Below are 16,449 nucleotides of genomic sequence, written 5' to 3'. Positions count from 1 at the left end.
TTTGATGAAGATCAGTTCGGCCCCCAAAAGCGCCGCAGATCCCAGCGCCAAAAGCGCGCCCAACTCGATGAGTCCCGATCCGGGGCGCGTCAAAAGGATGGCTCCGCTAAAGGCGATCAACGCCGACAACACGCGCCATTTTCCGATACGCTCGCCGAGAAACGGAATGGCCAGCAGCATGCCGATCACAGGATTAAGAAAGCTGATCGCCGTTGCATCAGACAAAGGAATGAAGGCAGCGGCGGCAAACATCAGCGTCACGCCGCCCCAGCCAAACGTCGATCGCCCGATGTGCAGGCCCACATTTGTCGGCTTGAAGGTCGGCCGTATGATCGCAGTCACGAGCGCAATTGCCAGAAGCGCAAACACAAAGCGGCCATGGCTGACCTGAAACGCATGCAGAGGTTCGCCCAACGCGTCTGTTCCCAATGCCTTTGCCAGCAAAGTCGTGCCCGCCACAAAGCAAGACGCCAGCACAGTCAGGCCAGCGGCAAGAGGGGGATTGGGAGCGATTTGCATGCGCAAGTGGTGCGCCAATCCCGTGACCGCCGCAAGGCTGAAAGCGACAGAGGGCAGAAAAGTGGCTTCTCAAGCGGTCATGGGCCGTGTATCAGCGGCTTATGGCGATTCTTGCGACATATATCCGCGTCCGACGACTGCGATAAATTCCAACCTGCACCCAAGTGCAGGCGCGCCTCTTGTGTTGGCTATAGGCTGACCAAACCTCCGAAAATCTCTGTAAAAACACCCAAGCTTGCGCGCACCCGTTGACAGATCCTGTCTGCTGTTGCACGCACAACGTTCCAGAAAAAGGACACAGCTATGATCCCCGCCGTTCTACCGACTTATAACCGGGCCCCCTTGAATTTCGTCAAAGGCGAAGGCAGCTGGATGATCGAGGCGGACGGGCGACGCTTTCTGGATCTGGGCGCAGGTATTGCGGTGAATGTACTGGGACACGCGCATCCGAAACTGGTCGCGGCGCTGACCCATCAGGCGGAAACCCTGTGGCATGTCTCAAACCTGTATCAGATCCCGCAGCAAGAGGCGCTGGCCGCCAAGCTGGTGGAAAACAGCTTTGCTGATACGGTTTTCTTCACCAATTCCGGGACAGAGTCCTGCGAGCTCGCCGTGAAAATGGCGCGCAAATACTGGTATGACAAAGATCAGTCCGACAAAACTCAGATCATCGCATTTGAAGGCGCGTTCCATGGCCGCTCGTCTGCAGGCATCGCCGCGGCAGGCAGTGAAAAGATGACCAAAGGCTTTGGTCCATTGCTGCCGGGCTTCACGCAGCTGCCTTGGGGCGATGTCGAGGCGTTGAAGAACGCGCTGGATGAGACGACCGCCGCTGTGATCCTAGAGCCAGTGCAAGGCGAAGGTGGCATCCGCCCGATGGCAGACTCTGATCTGCGCAGCATTCGCGAGATCTGTGATGAGGCCGGCGTTCTGCTGATCCTGGACGAGGTGCAATGTGGCGTCGGCCGGACTGGGAAACTCTTTGCGCATGAATGGGCGGGGGTAACGCCCGATATCATGATGGTCGCCAAAGGCATCGGCGGCGGCTTTCCTTTGGGCGCGGTGCTGGCAACCGAAGACGCGGCCTCTGGTATGACCGCGGGCACCCACGGCTCGACCTATGGCGGCAACCCGCTGGCCTGTGCTGTCGGCAATGCCGTGATGGACGAGGTCGCCGCACCAGAGTTTCTGGACGATGTGAACCGCCGCGCGGGTCTTTTGCGGCAAAAGCTGGAAGGACTGGTTGCGGCGAACCCTGAGGTGTTTGAAGGCGTGCGCGGATCTGGTCTGATGCTTGGCCTGAAATGTAAGGTCGGCTGCGTCGACGTGGTCAATGCGGGCTATGACAACCTTGTGGTGACGGTGCCTGCGGCTGACAACGTGGTGCGCTTGCTGCCCCCGCTGAACATCTCTGAAGATGAAATTTCCGAGGCTGTGGCGCGCATTGACGCGGCTGCACAGTCGCTGACGCACTCAAACTAAGGGCCAAAGAATGACCCATTTCCTTGATATTCACAAAACCGATCCTGCTGACCTGAGATCGATGATCGATATGGCGCGCGACATGAAGGCCAAGCGCGCAGGTGTCCCCAAGGGCACGCCGGATGCGGACCAGCCGCTGGCCAACCACATGGTCGCGCTGATCTTTGAAAAACCATCGACCCGTACGCGCGTGTCCTTTGACGTGGGCGTGCGCCAGATGGGTGGCCAGACCATGGTGCTGTCGGGCAAAGAAATGCAGCTTGGCCATGGTGAAACCATCGCAGACACCGCCCGCGTCCTCAGCCGTTATGTCGACCTGATCATGATCCGGACCTTCGAAGAGCAAACGCTGCTCGAGCTGGCGGAATATTCCGATGTGCCGGTCATCAATGGCCTGACCGACCGCACCCACCCCTGTCAGATCATGGCGGATATTCTGACCTTTGAAGAGCACCGCGGGCCGATCAAAGGCAAGAAGGTCGTCTGGTCTGGTGACGGCAACAATGTTTTTGCAAGTTTTGCACATGCGGCGGGCCAATTTGGATTTGATCTGACCTTCACAGGGCCAGAACAGCTTGATCCAGAAGCAGAATTCCTGGAGCTTGCGCGCTCCAAGGGCAGCAATGTCGTGATTGAACGCGATCCGGTGAAGGCTGTTGAAGGTGCGGATCTTGTTGTCACTGACACTTGGGTATCCATGCATGACGCCCAATCCGCGCGCGAGCGTCGCCACAATCTGTTGCGGCCCTATCAGGTCGATGACGCCCTGATGAGCCATGCCAACCCAGATTCACTGTTCATGCACTGTTTGCCAGCGCACCGCGACGAAGAGGCAACATCCGAGGTGATGGACGGCCCGCATTCCGTGATCTTTGATGAGGCGGAAAACCGGCTGCACGCACAGAAAGCCGTGATGCGCTGGTGCTTGGGGAAATAGCACCGCTTAACGCAGCGATTTTCAACGCGATACATATTTAAAAACAGTCACTTGCGCGGTTTTGCGCGCAAGGTTGGGGCGGCCTGAGTCGGGTCTTCGGGCCAGGGGTGTTTTGGGTATCGTCCCCGCATGTCCTTGCGCACATCGGCATAGGACGTCGCCCAGAAACCTGGAATATCCAGAGTGGTCTGGACAGGCCGTCGCGCGGGTGACAGCAGTGTGACCCGCAAAGGCATGTTGCCGACCATTGGGTGTGTCGTCTGTCCAAACATCTCTTGCAGACGCAGGCTGATTTCTGGGTGCTCGCCGTCATAGTCAATCGGGGTTTTGTTCCCCAAAGGCGTCGTGAAATTGGCAGGCGCAAGCCGGTCCAGCGTTTGCATCTGGCCATAATCAAGCCGCGCACGCAGCGCATCCAGACAGTCAAAACTGCGCCATTGCGCCGAGGTTTTGACACCCGCCAAGTAGGGCAGCAACCAGTCTTCGAGGCTGTCAAGCAAGGCGTTCTCGGACATGTCTGGCATCGCAGAGCCTGCGTCTGAAGCGAGTTTGACGCGCGCCACAAAGCGTTTGGCGGCATCGCTTAGGACCAACCCAATCTCGCGCACACCGTCAAGCATCGCCTGCGCGATGTCTTCGGCGGGGGCGTCTTTCCAGATGTGATCCGACAGCGCAATCGCCCCCAGACGTTCCTGTCGCCGCGCGACGACGCGGCCTTCGCGTTTGGACCACTGACACGAGGTCTCCCAGGCGATTTGGTCGCCAAACACCGCGCGCAATTCTGCGTCGGAAATGGCGACGGCCTGCCGGATTTTTGCCTCTCGGGGATTTCCGTCAAGGTCTGTCGCCACGATCAGGCGTTGACCTGCCAGCGGATCGTCTTCGGGCAAGATCGCCCCTTTGCCGCCACTTAAAACAAAGCGGGGGACTTCCCCTTTGCGGTGCAATCCAATGCGGTCCGGATAGGCGAGGGCCGCCATTTCTCCGACCGACATAGGTGACGACTCCTCAAGGTCGCGGGACAGCCGTTTGACCTCGTCGCGGACCGTAAAGAGCGCGCTGCGATTGACACCATAGGGACGGCGGGCTTCAAAACTCTTGAGATCACGCAGGGCCTCGAGCCTGAGACCAAGGTCCACCGGAGCGCCGCGCGACAAGGGATCTCGCGTCGCCATAAGCGCCGCCAAGGGCGCGGCCTGCCGCCCTGCTTTGATCAGCATATGCGCCAGTCGCGGATGCAGGGGCAGGCGGGCGATGGCGCGGCCGTGATCGGTGATCTGTCCGCGCGCGTCCAACGCCCCAAGCAAGCCCAGAAGGGCGCGTGCTTCTGTCAGGGTCGCAGGATTGGGCGCAGTCAGAAACGCAAGATCGGCGGCCTCGGCACCCCATTGCGCCAGCTCCAGCGCCAGCCCTGTGAGGTCTGCGCTTTCAATTTCTGCTGGGGGATAGGCCTGAAGCGCGCCTTCCTCTCCCTTGGTCCAAAGACGATAGCAGACGCCCTCGGCCACACGTCCGGCGCGGCCCTGCCGCTGGGTTGCCTCGGCGCGCGTCACTTTTTCGGTCACCAGACGGGACATGCCAGAACCCGGATCAAATCGCGCCCGTCGCGCGCGGCCTGCGTCGATGACAACGCGAACGTCCTGAATGGTCAGCGAGGTTTCGGCAATCGAGGTCGCCAGCACCACTTTGCGGCCCTTATCCGCTGGCCGGATCGCGTCTTGCTGTGCTTGAAAGGGCATCGCGCCGTAAAGCGTGTGGATCTTGCAGGTGTCTGGCAGGGTCACTTGGGACGCAACGCGCCGAATTTCGCCTTCTCCTGGCAGGAAGACCAGAACGCCGCCCTCGGTTTCGGCCACCGCTTTTTCGATAAGCTGACAGCAGGCTGTCTCAAGCCGTGTGTCCTTGCGAATGGGCCTGTCCAACCAGAGCGTTGTCACTGGATAGCTGCGCCCTTCCGAGGTCACAACAGGCGCGCCGCCCATCAGCTCTGCCACGGGACCAGCATCCAAAGTCGCCGACATGGCCAAAAGGATCAGGTCGTCGCGAAGCGCCTCACGCACCTCAAGGCATAGGGCGAGGCCCAGATCAGCATTCAGCGAGCGTTCGTGGAACTCGTCAAATATCACGGCACCGATGCCCGTCAGCTCGGGATCGCTTTGCAGCATCCGTGTCAAAATGCCTTCGGTGACCACCTCGATCTTTGTGGCCTGAGAGGTTTTGCGGGCCCCGCGCACGCGATACCCCACGGTTGCGCCCACCGGCTCTGCGAGCGTCTGCGCCATCCTCTCGGCTGCTGCGCGGGCAGCAAGGCGTCTGGGTTCAAGCATGATGATCTTGCCGTCAACCAAGCCATCCCGCAGCATTTCCAGCGGAACGACCGTCGTTTTCCCCGCCCCCGGAGGGGCCTGAAGAACAGCCTGACCGCTGTCGCGCAGCGCGCGCAGTAAGTCGGGGATTGCGGATTGGATCGGCAGAACGGTCATGCCGCTTTATCGGGCAAGGGCAAAGAGGCGTAAAGCGTCAATCCCATGTGACAAAGCGTCGAGACGGGGCGTGCAGGTCAAGTCCGACTGGACAGGGGCGGCAGGCACAGGCAAGAAAGCACCTCAAGAGCCAAAGGAACACGACCACGATGGACATTACAGAGCTTCGTGACAGGATTTTGAAACAGGATCGCCGTGCTTTGGCGCGAGCGATCACATTGGTAGAAAGCGGCCGCGCCGACCATCGCGCCGAGGCTGCTGCCTTGTTGGATGCATTGCGCCCCGCCGGGCGGCAGGCGATCCGGATCGGGTTGTCGGGCACGCCGGGTGTTGGCAAGTCCACCTTCATCGAAAGCTTTGGCATGTTTCTGACGGGGCAGGGCCTGCGCGTCGCGGTGCTCGCGGTTGACCCGTCGTCTTCGCGTTCCGGTGGGTCGATCCTTGGCGACAAGACCCGCATGGAGCGTCTCAGCCGCGATCCAAACGCCTTTATTCGCCCGTCGCCCAGTCAAACCCACCTTGGCGGGGTCGCCCGTCGCACCCGCGAGGCCGTCGCCTTGTGTGAGGCCGCCGCCTTTGACGTCGTGCTGATTGAAACGGTCGGGGTTGGGCAATCAGAAACCGTTGTCGCCGAGATGTCGGATCTGTTTTTGTTGCTGCTTGCGCCTGCTGGCGGCGACGAGCTGCAAGGCGTGAAGCGGGGCATCATGGAGATGGCCGACCTGATCCTTGTCAACAAGGCCGACGGCGATCTGAAAGCCACCGCAACCCGTACCTGCGCCGATTACGCAGGTGCTTTGCGTTTGTTGCGCAAGCGCCCGCAGGATCCAGAAGGATTTCCAAAGGCGATGACCGTTTCGGCGATCGAAGAAAAGGGCCTGCAGGACGCGTGGGAGCAGATGAACGAACTGGTCACATGGCGTCGCGCAGAAGGGCAGTGGGACTCTCGTCGATCGGAACAGGCCCGCCACTGGTTTGTAGAAGAGTTGCGTCAGGCGGTTCTTGCACAGCTTGAGACGCCGCAAGCACTGGGGGAAATCAATGGTTTGGCCCAGCAAGTGGCCGATAATTCCCTAAGCCCAAGTGCCGCAGCAGAACAGGTTTTGAGCGCCCTGAAGATTGCGCAGGGATAGGAATTTCAACGCATCTTTGGTAAATTCGCCAAACGCGTTGAGGGATTGTCATTTACCTGTCGTGAATCACTTGACCTCGCCCAGATTCAGGCCTAAAGACGCCCAACGAATTTCCGGGCGCTGTCCAAAGCGGCGCCCATTTGTATTGAAAGGCCCCGACGGCCTTTTGACCGAAACACGAGGATGAACCCATGTCGCGCCGTTGCGAACTGACCGGAAAAGGCCCAATGACTGGCAACAATGTCAGCCACGCCAACAACAAAACCAAGCGTCGCTTCCTGCCGAACCTGAACGACGTGACCCTGCAATCCGAAGTGCTGGGCCGTGGCGTTAAGCTGCGCATCTCTGCGTCGGCTCTGCGCACTGTCGATCACCGCGGTGGTCTGGATGCGTTCATGGCGAAAGCAAAAGACAGCGAGCTGTCTGACAACGCTCTGAAGATCAAAAAAGAGATCGCAAAAGCACAGGCTGCTCAAGCCTAAGCTGATCTCGTCCTTCGCAGGACTGTGAATTTGGCCCCGTCTGTTTTCAGGCGGGGCTGTTTCCTTTTGTCGCTTTCCAATCAGGGTGGGCCGCGGATATACCGAATGTGATGACCAGATTGCGCGCCCATATCGCAGTTCTTTTGATAACTGTGCTGACCCTGACAGGGCACAGCATGGCGATTGCACGCGGTGCGCCGGGGCCCTCCGGCTTTATCGAGTTGTGCACGGGCGGTAGCCCGGTCATGGTCGCGATTGATGAAAACGGCGAGCCAACAGGCGCCAGCCACATCTGCCCCGACTATACGTTGACGCTGCAAAACGCGGTGATCGCGCAGGCACAGGCCGCACGTCCGCTCGAGCTGTCTTATGTCCGGCTGTCGTTTGTGCACGTCTCTGCGGTCGTGTCGCTGCCGCGTCCTGTGCCCGCCGCGCGAGGCCCTCCGGGATTGATCTGAACCAAAGTCTCACTTCAAATCAAACCTCACGACAGGAGGCCTATATGTCTGTCAAATCCCTATCACTCGCGGCGATTGCCGCATTTTCCTTTGGTGTTCCGGCCTTTGCCGACTCTCATATCACCATCCAAGACGCCTATGCGCGCTCTGGCGGCAAAGCAGCCCGGGCGGGCGCGGCCTTTATGACCATCGTGAACCATGGTGACGAGGCGGACCGGTTGATCGCGGTCGCCTCTGACGCTGCAGTGCGGGTTGAGTTGCACACGCACAAGGAAATCGGCGATGGCGTCATGCAAATGCTGCATGTGGAAGAGGGCTTTGTAGTCCCTGCACAGGGGCAGCACGCGCTGGATCGCGGTGCAGATCATGTGATGTTCATGGGGCTGAAGGCGCCGTGGGAGCAAGGTGACGTGCTGACCGTTACGCTGACATTTGAGAAATCCGGTGACATGGTGATCGAGGTCCCCGTCGATCAGGATCGCAAGGCGGGCGCTGGTCACGGGCATTCCGGCCACGATCACTGATGCCCCTGAAAGAAGGTCGGGAACGCCCCGGCCTTCTTATCGTTCAAGCTCTTCGCGCACCCAGGCTGGCACCACTTCGGTTGCAGGCCCAAATCGGCATTCAGCAAAGCGTGACGCGCCCGTCGAGGGCTCTAAGTTCAGCTCGATGGTATGCGCGCCGAAATGATCGGCCTCGGCCACGAAATTTGCGGCTGGGTAAACTTCGCCCGACGTGCCGATTGACACAAAGACGTCCGCCTTGCTGAGCGCCTCGGCGATAGTTGCCATGCCGTAGGGGATTTCACCGAACCAGACCACATCCGGCCGCGTCGCGGGCGCGTGACAGGCCGGGCAGAGGTCTGTCGGCTGCATCAGCAAAGGCGCATCCCACCGATGGTCACACGCGCCACACAACGCGCCTGCCAGTTTGCCGTGCATGTGCAAAACAGCAGTGCTGCCAGCTTTTTCATGCAAAGAATCAACGTTTTGCGTCACGATCAACAGATCTCCCGAAAGGCGTTTTTCAAGTTCGGCCAGGGCCAGATGCGCGGCGTTCGGTGTTGCTTTGGCCGCCTGTTCTCGGCGCGCGTTGTAAAAGCGATGCACCAGCTCTGGGTCACGGGCAAACCCCTCGGGCGTGGCGACGTCCTCGATGCGATGCCGCGCCCAAAGCCCGCCTTCGTCGCGAAATGTGCCAAGTCCGCTTTCCGCAGAAATACCCGCACCGGTGAGAACAACGATATTTGTCATGGCGTGGGCCTTTGCTGGTGGTTGCCGGGTAAGCGCGCTAGGGTTGCGGAACAATGACATGAAGGATCAGGTCAATGAAGGTGCTCTTTGTCTGTCTGGGCAACATCTGCCGCAGCCCCTCGGCAGAAGGGGTGTTTCGCGAAATCTCATCGGCTCAAACGGACAGTGCGGGCACCGGAGGATGGCATGTGGGGGATCCGCCCTATGGCCCAATGTTGGATGCCGCCGCCCGCAGAGGCTACGATTTTTCCGACCTGCGTGCGCGTCAGTTTACGGCACAGGACTTTCAGGCCTTTGATCTGATCATCGGTATGGATGCGGCAAATATCCGAGACATCGAGGATCTGAGGCCCGCCGGGAACGAAACGCCTGTGCGTCTGTTCACGGATTACGCCGAGACCACGATGACAGAGGTGCCCGATCCCTATTACACGCGCGATTTTGACGGCGCGCTCGATCTGATTGAACTGTGCGCCAAAGGGCTGAACGACGCTATCGCGTAAGTTAAGAGATTTGAAATCTGATCAACCGCCAAGCAGACGCAATTCGCCCTTGAGAAACGGTTGTTGTTGAACCAAAGGCGCGATCATGCGGTCGCCCACCAATTGCTGAAGGCTTTGGCTGACCTCGCGCGGCACTGCGTCTGCCCAATCCGCGCTGGCAAAGAGAGAAATCTGCCGGTGGAACTGTCCAAAGGGCAGGGGATGCGCCACAACATCGTCGTGAAAACGGGCGGCGCGCATAAAGCCCAGCGGCGTCGTAATGGTCCAGCCAATGCCGCGCGCAACACAGGCCATCAAAGCCATGTGGCTGCCGATTTCGAAACGGTCGCCAAGATCCTGTTTGTATCGCGACAGATGCGCGTCGACCTGGCGTGAGATCAACTGGCGACGCTCGTAGCGCAGAAAGGGAAGATCCTCGAGGATCGCTTCAACAGGTTTGCCTTGCGGGGTTTGGGATGTGGGTGTCACAAGGATGAACGGGTCACGGACAAGTGGATATTCTATAATTCCTTCAAGCACTTCACCGGGACTGGCCGCGGCGCCAAGGTGCAGGCTCTGGTCTTTCATATCTGCGATGATGTCGTGGCTCGCTGCGGTGATCATGCGAAAGCGACAGTTGGTCAGACTTTCTGCCAGCGCCGTTACAAGGCGCGGGGTCACATCGTTGTCGACATCATCAATAATCCCGATCGACAAGGACGTGAGGTGGGTCAGGTCCATCACCGACAGCTCTGACTGGGCCAAGCGCAGTTCTGATAAAACAGACCGTGTACGCCCCAGAAAATTGCGCCCCGCAGGGGTCAAACCCATCGGGCGCGTGCCGTGGTTGACCAGTGTCGTATCCAAGGCCGCTTCCAGGTTGCGCAACTGTTGACTGACCGCAGGTTGGCTAAGCCCTGTGACCTCGGCAGCCTGGGCCACAGACCCGTGGGTCGCGATTGCTTCGAACACCTCGAGGCCGCGCAGCGTGACGCCTTTTTTGAGCATAGGTCAGCCTTTCACAGATTTGGCTTTCCCAAATCTATGCGCAAAAAAGTAAAATTGCAAAAGGCAGGTTTACCCGACGCCTTTGCACATCACTTCGGCGGTATCTCCGAACGCGCGGTAGCGTTCCCAAAAGATCTCGTGTGATCGTGCGCGGGATTGACGAATTTCCTGTGCCATATGCGGGTCACGGAAGAACTTGGCCGCCAGTCGTTGATCTGCGCGGGACAGGGATTGGTTCGCCACATGCTGCCAGCAATTGCACATGCGCCACGATGCGGCCTCGCGGTCAGAGCGCACGCAGGCGCTGGCGATGACGCCGGCGCTGGCAGATGTGGATGTCACAACAGAAATAATCAAAGCGCCCACGGCGCCTTTCAGGAAGTCTCTCATATTTTGCCTCATGTCGCCGACTTTTTGCGGCTTTTGTTTGGTCCAGTATGCCTGATTTTTTCATTCATTTAAAGGTTGAACATCACGGGACTGCGCCACCTTGGGGGCAGCGCGTCAAAAATCTGTGGCTAATGCGTATCTTGTCGCGCTAGGCTTGCCTCAGAAAGAGGAGATCACATGCCAGCCATAGCCAAGCGTAACGATTACCAGACAGTTATCACAACGTTCGAAATGACACCGGGGACGTGTCAGGATCTGATCGACGAGCTGAACGAGGCTTACGCGAGTTTTATCTCTAAGCAACCCGGGTTTATTGCGGCTGGACTGCATGTGAACGACGCACAGACGCGCATCGCAAATTATTCGCAATGGGAAAAGCGGGAAGACTTTCAGGCCATGCTGCGCACGCCTGAAATGCGGGAACGCAACCGTCGAATTTCCGCGATGTGCAAGAATTTCGAGCCGGTCATGTATGACGTGATCGATACCTATCGGGTCTAGGGTCTGCGATGTACACGCATATTCTGATGCCTGTCGGGTTGGGGGAGGACGCTGACCTTGCCCCAAAACTGGCGCTCGCCCGTCGTCTGGCGGATGAAGACACGCGCGTGACATTGCTGCATGTGATGGAGAACATTCCAGAGTATGCAAACAGCTATCTGCCGTTTGGCTATCAGGATGAAACCCGCGCCCAGATCGAGGCGGCTTTGACCGAAATTGGCGGCAGCCTCACCAATGTTGAGGGCGTGGTTCAGAACGGCAAACCCGGACAAGTGATCCCGACCTATGCACAGTCCAAAGCGGTGGATTGCGTGATCCTGTCCGTCAGTACGCAAGCCCGGCGCGAGCCAAAATCGGTAGAGGTGATTGCCAACCTTTTGCGCCAACTCAGCTGCGCCGTACATATCCTGCGCTAGTTCCCTCAAATTTTCATGGTGTCTGTCGTGTCTCTGAGCCCACAGTGACCCGAAAAGTCATGCTCAGCGACGTCTGAGAGTGTGGACTTTGTAATCTCTTGAAATTAAGCGGTATTTCTGGTTGTTCAGGCCTCGGAATTTGCCTAGTTTAACTTTCTGTGGATAACTTTTTCCCGCTGGATTCGGCGCGTTTTCGTAGGCGCACGCAGGATTGTTTCCATCTTCGTGATATAGCGCCACTTATCCACATTTTGGTTCGATTTTGGAAACTATAGTTAATCTATTGTGGATGAAATGAACATTCCTGTTCGAAATGGCGAATGTGGATAAGTCGCGAAACACACCGAAATAGGCCTGTTTCCGACCGAAATGCGGTGGATTGACCCGCTTTCTGACAGGGCGTTTTGGGCTGGTTTTGTCTGGCAAACAGGGCGTGACTCGCGATCACAGCAGCCGCAGGGTTTGCGCGTTGCGTGAAAGGCAATCGCCTCAAGGGGTTATCTTGTGATGCTCAGGTGATTGCCCGCTACAACAACCGATGTCGGCGAGGGAAGGTGCCCGCGGCAAGCACCAGGGGCGTTAGCGCCCCCGGCGTTTTACGTTTCCGCCGCGCTGGCCGGGCCGTCCGGCGGTTGAGCGCCCTTTGGTGGCCGCATCAGCGGCGGCATCGATGGCGGACTGACGCGCCAGTGGGTCATCCGCAACCGCCAGATCGACCGCTTCCAGACGTTTGACTTCATCGCGCAGACGTGCGGCCTCTTCGAACTCCAGGTTCTCTGCGGCCTTGCGCATTTCCTCACGCAGCCCGTTCAGATGCGCCTCGAGGTTCGCGCCATGCATCGGTTTGTCGATAGTGGCCGTCACACGGTTCATATCCGTGTCCCCTTGATAGAGGCCCGCAAGAACATCCTCGACGTTCTTTTTTACCGTCGCCGGTGTGATCCCATGCTCAAGGTTATACGCGATCTGTTTCTCGCGCCGACGCTCGGTCTCTTTCAGGGCGCGTTCCATCGATCCGGTGATCCGGTCGGCATACATGATGACCCGACCGTCCGCGTTCCGTGCGGCCCGTCCGATGGTCTGAACCAGCGAGGTTTCAGACCGCAAAAAGCCCTCTTTGTCAGCGTCCAGAATGGCCACCAATCCGCATTCGGGAATATCCAGACCCTCGCGCAGCAGGTTGATGCCAATCAGCACGTCAAACGCGCCAAGACGCAGGTCGCGCAAAATTTCGATGCGTTCGAGTGTGTCGATATCGCTGTGCATATAACGCACTTTGATTCCCTGCTCGTGCAAATATTCGGTCAGGTCTTCGGCCATGCGTTTGGTCAGCGTGGTGACCAATGTCCTGAACCCTTGCGCTGTGACCTTGCGCACCTCGTCCAGCAGGTCGTCCACCTGCATTTCGACCGGGCGGATTTCCACCTCGGGATCCAGAAGCCCCGTCGGGCGGATCACCTGTTCGGTAAACACGCCGCCGGACTGTTCCAGTTCCCAACCAGCGGGCGTTGCAGACACAAAGACCGACTGTGGTCGCATCGCGTCCCATTCTTCGAATTTCAGCGGTCGGTTGTCCATGCAAGAGGGCAGCCGGAACCCGTGTTCGGCCAAAGTGAACTTGCGTCGGTGGTCGCCGCGATACATGCCACCGATCTGGGGCACCGACACGTGGCTTTCATCGGCAAAGACAATTGCGTTGTCAGGGATGAATTCAAACAATGTCGGCGGCGGCTCGCCCGGTGCGCGACCAGTCAGATACCGCGAATAGTTCTCGATCCCGTTGCAAAAGCCCTGCGCCTCGAGCATCTCGATATCAAAGTTTGTCCGTTGCTCAAGCCGCTGAGCTTCGAGCAGCTTGCCGTCATCAACAAGCTGGTCGAGCCTGACTTTCAGCTCTTTCTTGATGTTGATCACAGCCTGATTCAGCGTTGGTTTCGGTGTCACATAGTGCGAATTCGCATAGACGCGGATCTTTTCGAAACTATCGGTCTTCTCGCCCGTCAGCGGGTCGAATTCCGTGATGCCTTCAAGTTCTTCGCCAAAAAAGGACAACCGCCATGCGCGGTCTTCGAGGTGGGCTGGGAAAATCTCGAGGCTGTCACCGCGAACCCTGAAAGAGCCCCGCTGAAACGCCTGATCATTACGGCGATACTGTTGCGCGACCAGATCGGCCATCACCTGACGCTGGTCATAGTCTTTGCCGACCACCAGATCCTGTGTCATTGCCGAATAGGTTTCGACAGAGCCGATGCCATAGATACAGCTGACCGAGGCGACGATAATCACATCATCGCGTTCCAAAAGCGCACGGGTGGCCGAGTGGCGCATCCGGTCGATCTGTTCGTTGATCTGGCTTTCTTTCTCGATATAGGTGTCGGACCGCGGCACGTAGGCCTCGGGTTGGTAATAGTCATAAAACGAGACGAAATACTCGACCGAGTTCTCTGGAAAGAAGCCTTTGAATTCACCGTAAAGCTGCGCGGCCAGCGTTTTATTCGGGGCCAGAATGATTGCTGGGCGTTGGGTTTCCTCAATGACTTTCGCCATCGTAAAGGTCTTGCCCGTACCCGTTGCACCCAAAAGAACCTGATCGCGTTCGCCATCTTTGACGCCCTGACTAAGCTCGGCGATGGCGGTTGGTTGATCGCCTGCGGGATCGAACTCTGTTGCCATCACAAATTGCTTGCCGCCCTCCAGCTTTTCGCGTGGGCTAGACTTGCTTGGGCTGCTGTCAGAATTGGCGTAAGGCACGATGCGCACTCCTGTTTCAGTGTTCTAATGTGCGATCTTTCCACCCAGGCGCAAGCCCGTGCTGGCAAACCTTTTGCACCGAACCCGAAATACTGTCGCTTTTTGTCAGTAAAGTTCGCTTTTCTCAAAGTGGTTGAGCGGGACGACACACCGAAAGTTTCGGCGGACCCCAAGGTGCTTTACCCTACGTAAGAAAGTGAAGGTCTTGGGAATGCACAACAATTAGGATGGTGATGGGAAACATAAGGTTCCGATAGGGGTTGCGCCTTAGTTTATTGGGCGAAAACAATGTAAAAACAGGAGCGTTTTATTGCCAGTTGTGGTTGCGCAATTTTTTGATTCCAACGTATACTCTGCGATGCAAGCAGCGCTTGGTTGCTGCTCGGTTCACATTTACCCCTCGCTCCCCGTGGACTGGACGGCAACCAAGTCTATCCTTTTCCTGACAGCTCTGGCACAGCACACAGGCGCGTTTTTCGCGGCGGATAAGGCGTATTTGCCCCTTGCTCGACGGTGAAAATTTCTGGATAAAGCGGGCAGGAATAAGGAGTTCCCAATGATCGCACGCATCTATCAGCCAGCTCGCAATGCCATGACGTCGGGCACAGCCAATACAAAGACCTGGGTGCTGGAATTCGCGCAGGCCTCTAGCCGCGACATTGATCCGCTGATGGGATGGACGGGGTCAGACGACACGCAGTCTCAGGTTAAGATGACTTTTGACACGAAAGAAGCGGCTTTGGATTACGCCAAGGACCACGGCATCGAAGTTCAGGTCACAGACCCCCACAAGCGCAAGCCGAACATTCGCATGCGAGGCTATGGCGAAAACTTTGCGCCTGATCGCCGCGCGCCTTGGACGCATTGATGGCGCCATAGGCTGCCGCGTCACCTGACCTTGATGCCCAGAAAAGCGAGCGCCGTTTGGCGCTCTTTTTTATTTGGGGTGAGGCAAGGCTCTGCTGGCCCAGGTCGCGCATACGACGGTCCGTCTTAACCAGTGACCGTATCTGCCATCAGGGTTTGGGTGGCTTGCAAATAGGGCTCAGACCAGTTTGACAGAACATCAGCCGTCAGCGCGTCAGCCAGACCAATGCCGACAAATTGTGTGCGTTGCGGCTGCTCTGTGGCTGTGACCGAAACCTCTGGCCCGACGATCTGCACCAACATCCCGGTGCCGTCATCGCCCCTGACATGCCCCTTCACGCGATAAAGCGCCTTTGGCCGAGCGTTCAAAAGTGCCATTAGATCCTCTTTGCGCCAGCTCTCGGCACCTTCGTGTGACCAGCTGGTATAGTGGCTGTGCCCCACGTGCAGGGTTTTGAACTCGGGATTTGACAGCAGGATACTTTCAAACCTGACGTCCTCTGCCGCAATCAGCGACACCGGAGAGATCTCGTGCAGCTCTGAAACGGGGGCGTCGTCCAAAGGTGTTTTACTGACAATCAGCAGATCCGCACAGGCAATCTGCCCATGAATTTGCGCGCCGATCTGCGGGTCGTTCAACAGGTCGCGGACGCGCAGACCATCGACGACAGTGACAATGCCCGCATAGCTTAGGTCTGGCTCTGCGCGCGCGACTTCTGCGATTTTGGCAGGGTCTGCCACACCGCTGGCTTCGATGATCAGATGGTCTGGGCGGGGCCTTCGATCCAATGCGTCGCCGACCGCCATGAACAGATCCGATCCCATGGTGCAGCACACGCAGCCATTGGCCAGCTCGATCGTGTCGTCCTTGGCCGAAATCAAAAGGCTGGCGTCGATGTTGATCGCGCCAAAGTCGTTGACCAGAACCAGAATGCGCGCGCCGTGATCCTCGGACAGGATCTTATTGATCAGCGTCGTTTTGCCAGCGCCAAGATAGCCACCGATGACAGAAACGGGGAGGGGAGGCAGGCTCATATCAGCTGCACCTCCCCGGCAAGGACCGTGCCTTTGATGTCGATGTCTTTCAGGGCAGCGGCAGGGCCGGCTGTGGGGTCGTCAGATAGGATCGCGAAATCAGCGAATTTGCCGGGCGTAATCGAGCCTACGTCTGTTTCCATTTTCAGAGTTTCGGCCGCGCCCATGGTGATCGCAAAAAGCGCTTCGTCCACGGTGATCTGTTCGTCGGGGCCCAGGGTCTGGCCGCTCATGGTTTTCCGATTTGTGGCA

At 58.1% G+C, this 16,449-nt stretch carries 18 protein-coding genes; 10 read left to right on the top strand and 8 right to left on the bottom strand.

What is annotated here, in order from left to right; genetic code table 11:
* The coding region (locus ACEQWH_RS04450; RefSeq protein WP_370228513.1) for an EamA family transporter at positions 1–519 on the bottom strand (519 nt) is incomplete at its 3' end.
* A 303-nt stretch (positions 520–822) separates the two neighbouring features.
* On the opposite strand from ACEQWH_RS04450, the gene ACEQWH_RS04445 reads away from it, so the two are divergent.
* Entirely contained in the window at positions 823–2,001 is a 1,179-nt protein-coding gene (locus tag ACEQWH_RS04445; RefSeq protein ID WP_370228512.1) for an aspartate aminotransferase family protein, read from the top strand.
* A 10-nt stretch (positions 2,002–2,011) separates the two neighbouring features.
* Positions 2,012–2,938: an ornithine carbamoyltransferase gene (gene argF / locus ACEQWH_RS04440; protein ID WP_370228511.1), complete on the top strand. Its 927-nt coding sequence runs from the start codon at positions 2,012–2,014 to the stop codon at positions 2,936–2,938.
* A 47-nt stretch (positions 2,939–2,985) separates the two neighbouring features.
* Here argF and hrpB read toward each other — a convergent pair whose 3' ends face one another.
* Positions 2,986–5,421: an ATP-dependent helicase HrpB gene (gene hrpB, locus ACEQWH_RS04435; RefSeq protein WP_370228510.1), complete on the bottom strand. Its 2,436-nt coding sequence runs from the start codon at positions 5,419–5,421 to the stop codon at positions 2,986–2,988.
* A gap of 149 nt (positions 5,422–5,570) precedes the next feature.
* Here hrpB and meaB point away from each other — a divergent pair, with 149 nt between their 5' ends.
* The 4 genes from meaB (at position 5,571) to ACEQWH_RS04415 (ending at position 8,018) form a co-directional block, all read left to right on the top strand.
* Positions 5,571–6,554 carry a methylmalonyl Co-A mutase-associated GTPase MeaB gene (gene meaB / locus ACEQWH_RS04430; RefSeq protein WP_370228509.1) on the top strand — a complete coding sequence of 328 codons (984 nt, stop codon included), beginning with the start codon at positions 5,571–5,573 and terminating at the stop codon, positions 6,552–6,554.
* 191 nt (positions 6,555–6,745) lie between these two features.
* Positions 6,746–7,036 (top strand): 50S ribosomal protein L28, encoded by a 291-nt coding sequence (rpmB, locus tag ACEQWH_RS04425; RefSeq protein WP_370228508.1) that lies wholly within the window; start codon positions 6,746–6,748, stop codon positions 7,034–7,036.
* Between the two features lie 110 nt (positions 7,037–7,146).
* Positions 7,147–7,494, top strand: coding sequence for a hypothetical protein (locus ACEQWH_RS04420; protein ID WP_370228507.1), 348 nt, complete (start codon positions 7,147–7,149; stop codon positions 7,492–7,494).
* A gap of 44 nt (positions 7,495–7,538) precedes the next feature.
* Positions 7,539–8,018, top strand: coding sequence for a copper chaperone PCu(A)C (locus ACEQWH_RS04415; protein WP_370228506.1), 480 nt, complete (start codon positions 7,539–7,541; stop codon positions 8,016–8,018).
* A 36-nt stretch (positions 8,019–8,054) separates the two neighbouring features.
* Here ACEQWH_RS04415 and ACEQWH_RS04410 read toward each other — a convergent pair whose 3' ends face one another.
* Positions 8,055–8,747, bottom strand: coding sequence for an NAD-dependent deacylase (locus ACEQWH_RS04410; protein ID WP_370228505.1), 693 nt, complete (start codon positions 8,745–8,747; stop codon positions 8,055–8,057).
* 74 nt (positions 8,748–8,821) lie between these two features.
* On the opposite strand from ACEQWH_RS04410, the gene ACEQWH_RS04405 reads away from it, so the two are divergent.
* Positions 8,822–9,250, top strand: coding sequence for a low molecular weight protein-tyrosine-phosphatase (locus tag ACEQWH_RS04405; RefSeq protein WP_370228504.1), 429 nt, complete (start codon positions 8,822–8,824; stop codon positions 9,248–9,250).
* A gap of 21 nt (positions 9,251–9,271) precedes the next feature.
* On the opposite strand, the gene ACEQWH_RS04400 is transcribed toward ACEQWH_RS04405, so the two are convergent.
* Entirely contained in the window at positions 9,272–10,237 is a 966-nt protein-coding gene (locus ACEQWH_RS04400) for a LysR family transcriptional regulator (protein WP_370228503.1), read from the bottom strand.
* 69 nt (positions 10,238–10,306) lie between these two features.
* Positions 10,307–10,627, bottom strand: coding sequence for a hypothetical protein (locus ACEQWH_RS04395; protein WP_370228502.1), 321 nt, complete (start codon positions 10,625–10,627; stop codon positions 10,307–10,309).
* Between the two features lie 177 nt (positions 10,628–10,804).
* Here ACEQWH_RS04395 and ACEQWH_RS04390 point away from each other — a divergent pair, with 177 nt between their 5' ends.
* Positions 10,805–11,128 (top strand): antibiotic biosynthesis monooxygenase, encoded by a 324-nt coding sequence (locus ACEQWH_RS04390; protein ID WP_370228501.1) that lies wholly within the window; start codon positions 10,805–10,807, stop codon positions 11,126–11,128.
* Between the two features lie 8 nt (positions 11,129–11,136).
* Positions 11,137–11,544, top strand: a complete 408-nt coding sequence (locus tag ACEQWH_RS04385; protein ID WP_370228500.1) for a universal stress protein — start codon at positions 11,137–11,139, stop codon at positions 11,542–11,544.
* A 579-nt stretch (positions 11,545–12,123) separates the two neighbouring features.
* Here ACEQWH_RS04385 and uvrB read toward each other — a convergent pair.
* A complete protein-coding gene (uvrB, locus tag ACEQWH_RS04380; protein ID WP_370228499.1) occupies positions 12,124–14,295 on the bottom strand; it encodes an excinuclease ABC subunit UvrB in 2,172 nt (723 codons plus the stop codon).
* A 556-nt stretch (positions 14,296–14,851) separates the two neighbouring features.
* On the opposite strand from uvrB, the gene ACEQWH_RS04375 reads away from it, so the two are divergent.
* Positions 14,852–15,163 (top strand): ETC complex I subunit, encoded by a 312-nt coding sequence (locus ACEQWH_RS04375; RefSeq protein ID WP_370228498.1) that lies wholly within the window; start codon positions 14,852–14,854, stop codon positions 15,161–15,163.
* A gap of 125 nt (positions 15,164–15,288) precedes the next feature.
* Here ACEQWH_RS04375 and ACEQWH_RS04370 read toward each other — a convergent pair whose 3' ends face one another.
* Together ACEQWH_RS04370 and ACEQWH_RS04365 are read right to left on the bottom strand one after the other, a co-directional pair.
* Positions 15,289–16,197: a GTP-binding protein gene (locus ACEQWH_RS04370; RefSeq protein ID WP_370228497.1), complete on the bottom strand. Its 909-nt coding sequence runs from the start codon at positions 16,195–16,197 to the stop codon at positions 15,289–15,291.
* A partial coding sequence (locus tag ACEQWH_RS04365) for an amidohydrolase family protein (RefSeq protein ID WP_370228496.1) occupies positions 16,194–16,449 on the bottom strand: 256 nt, incomplete at its 5' end. The genes ACEQWH_RS04365 and ACEQWH_RS04370, both read right to left, overlap by 4 nt.

Source organism: Cognatishimia sp. (assembly GCF_964229375.1).
In the GTDB taxonomy this organism is placed as follows: Bacteria; Pseudomonadota; Alphaproteobacteria; order Rhodobacterales; family Rhodobacteraceae; genus Cognatishimia.
Note: the sequence above shows the minus strand (reverse complement) of the source record. Positions and strands in the feature narration are given on the sequence as shown.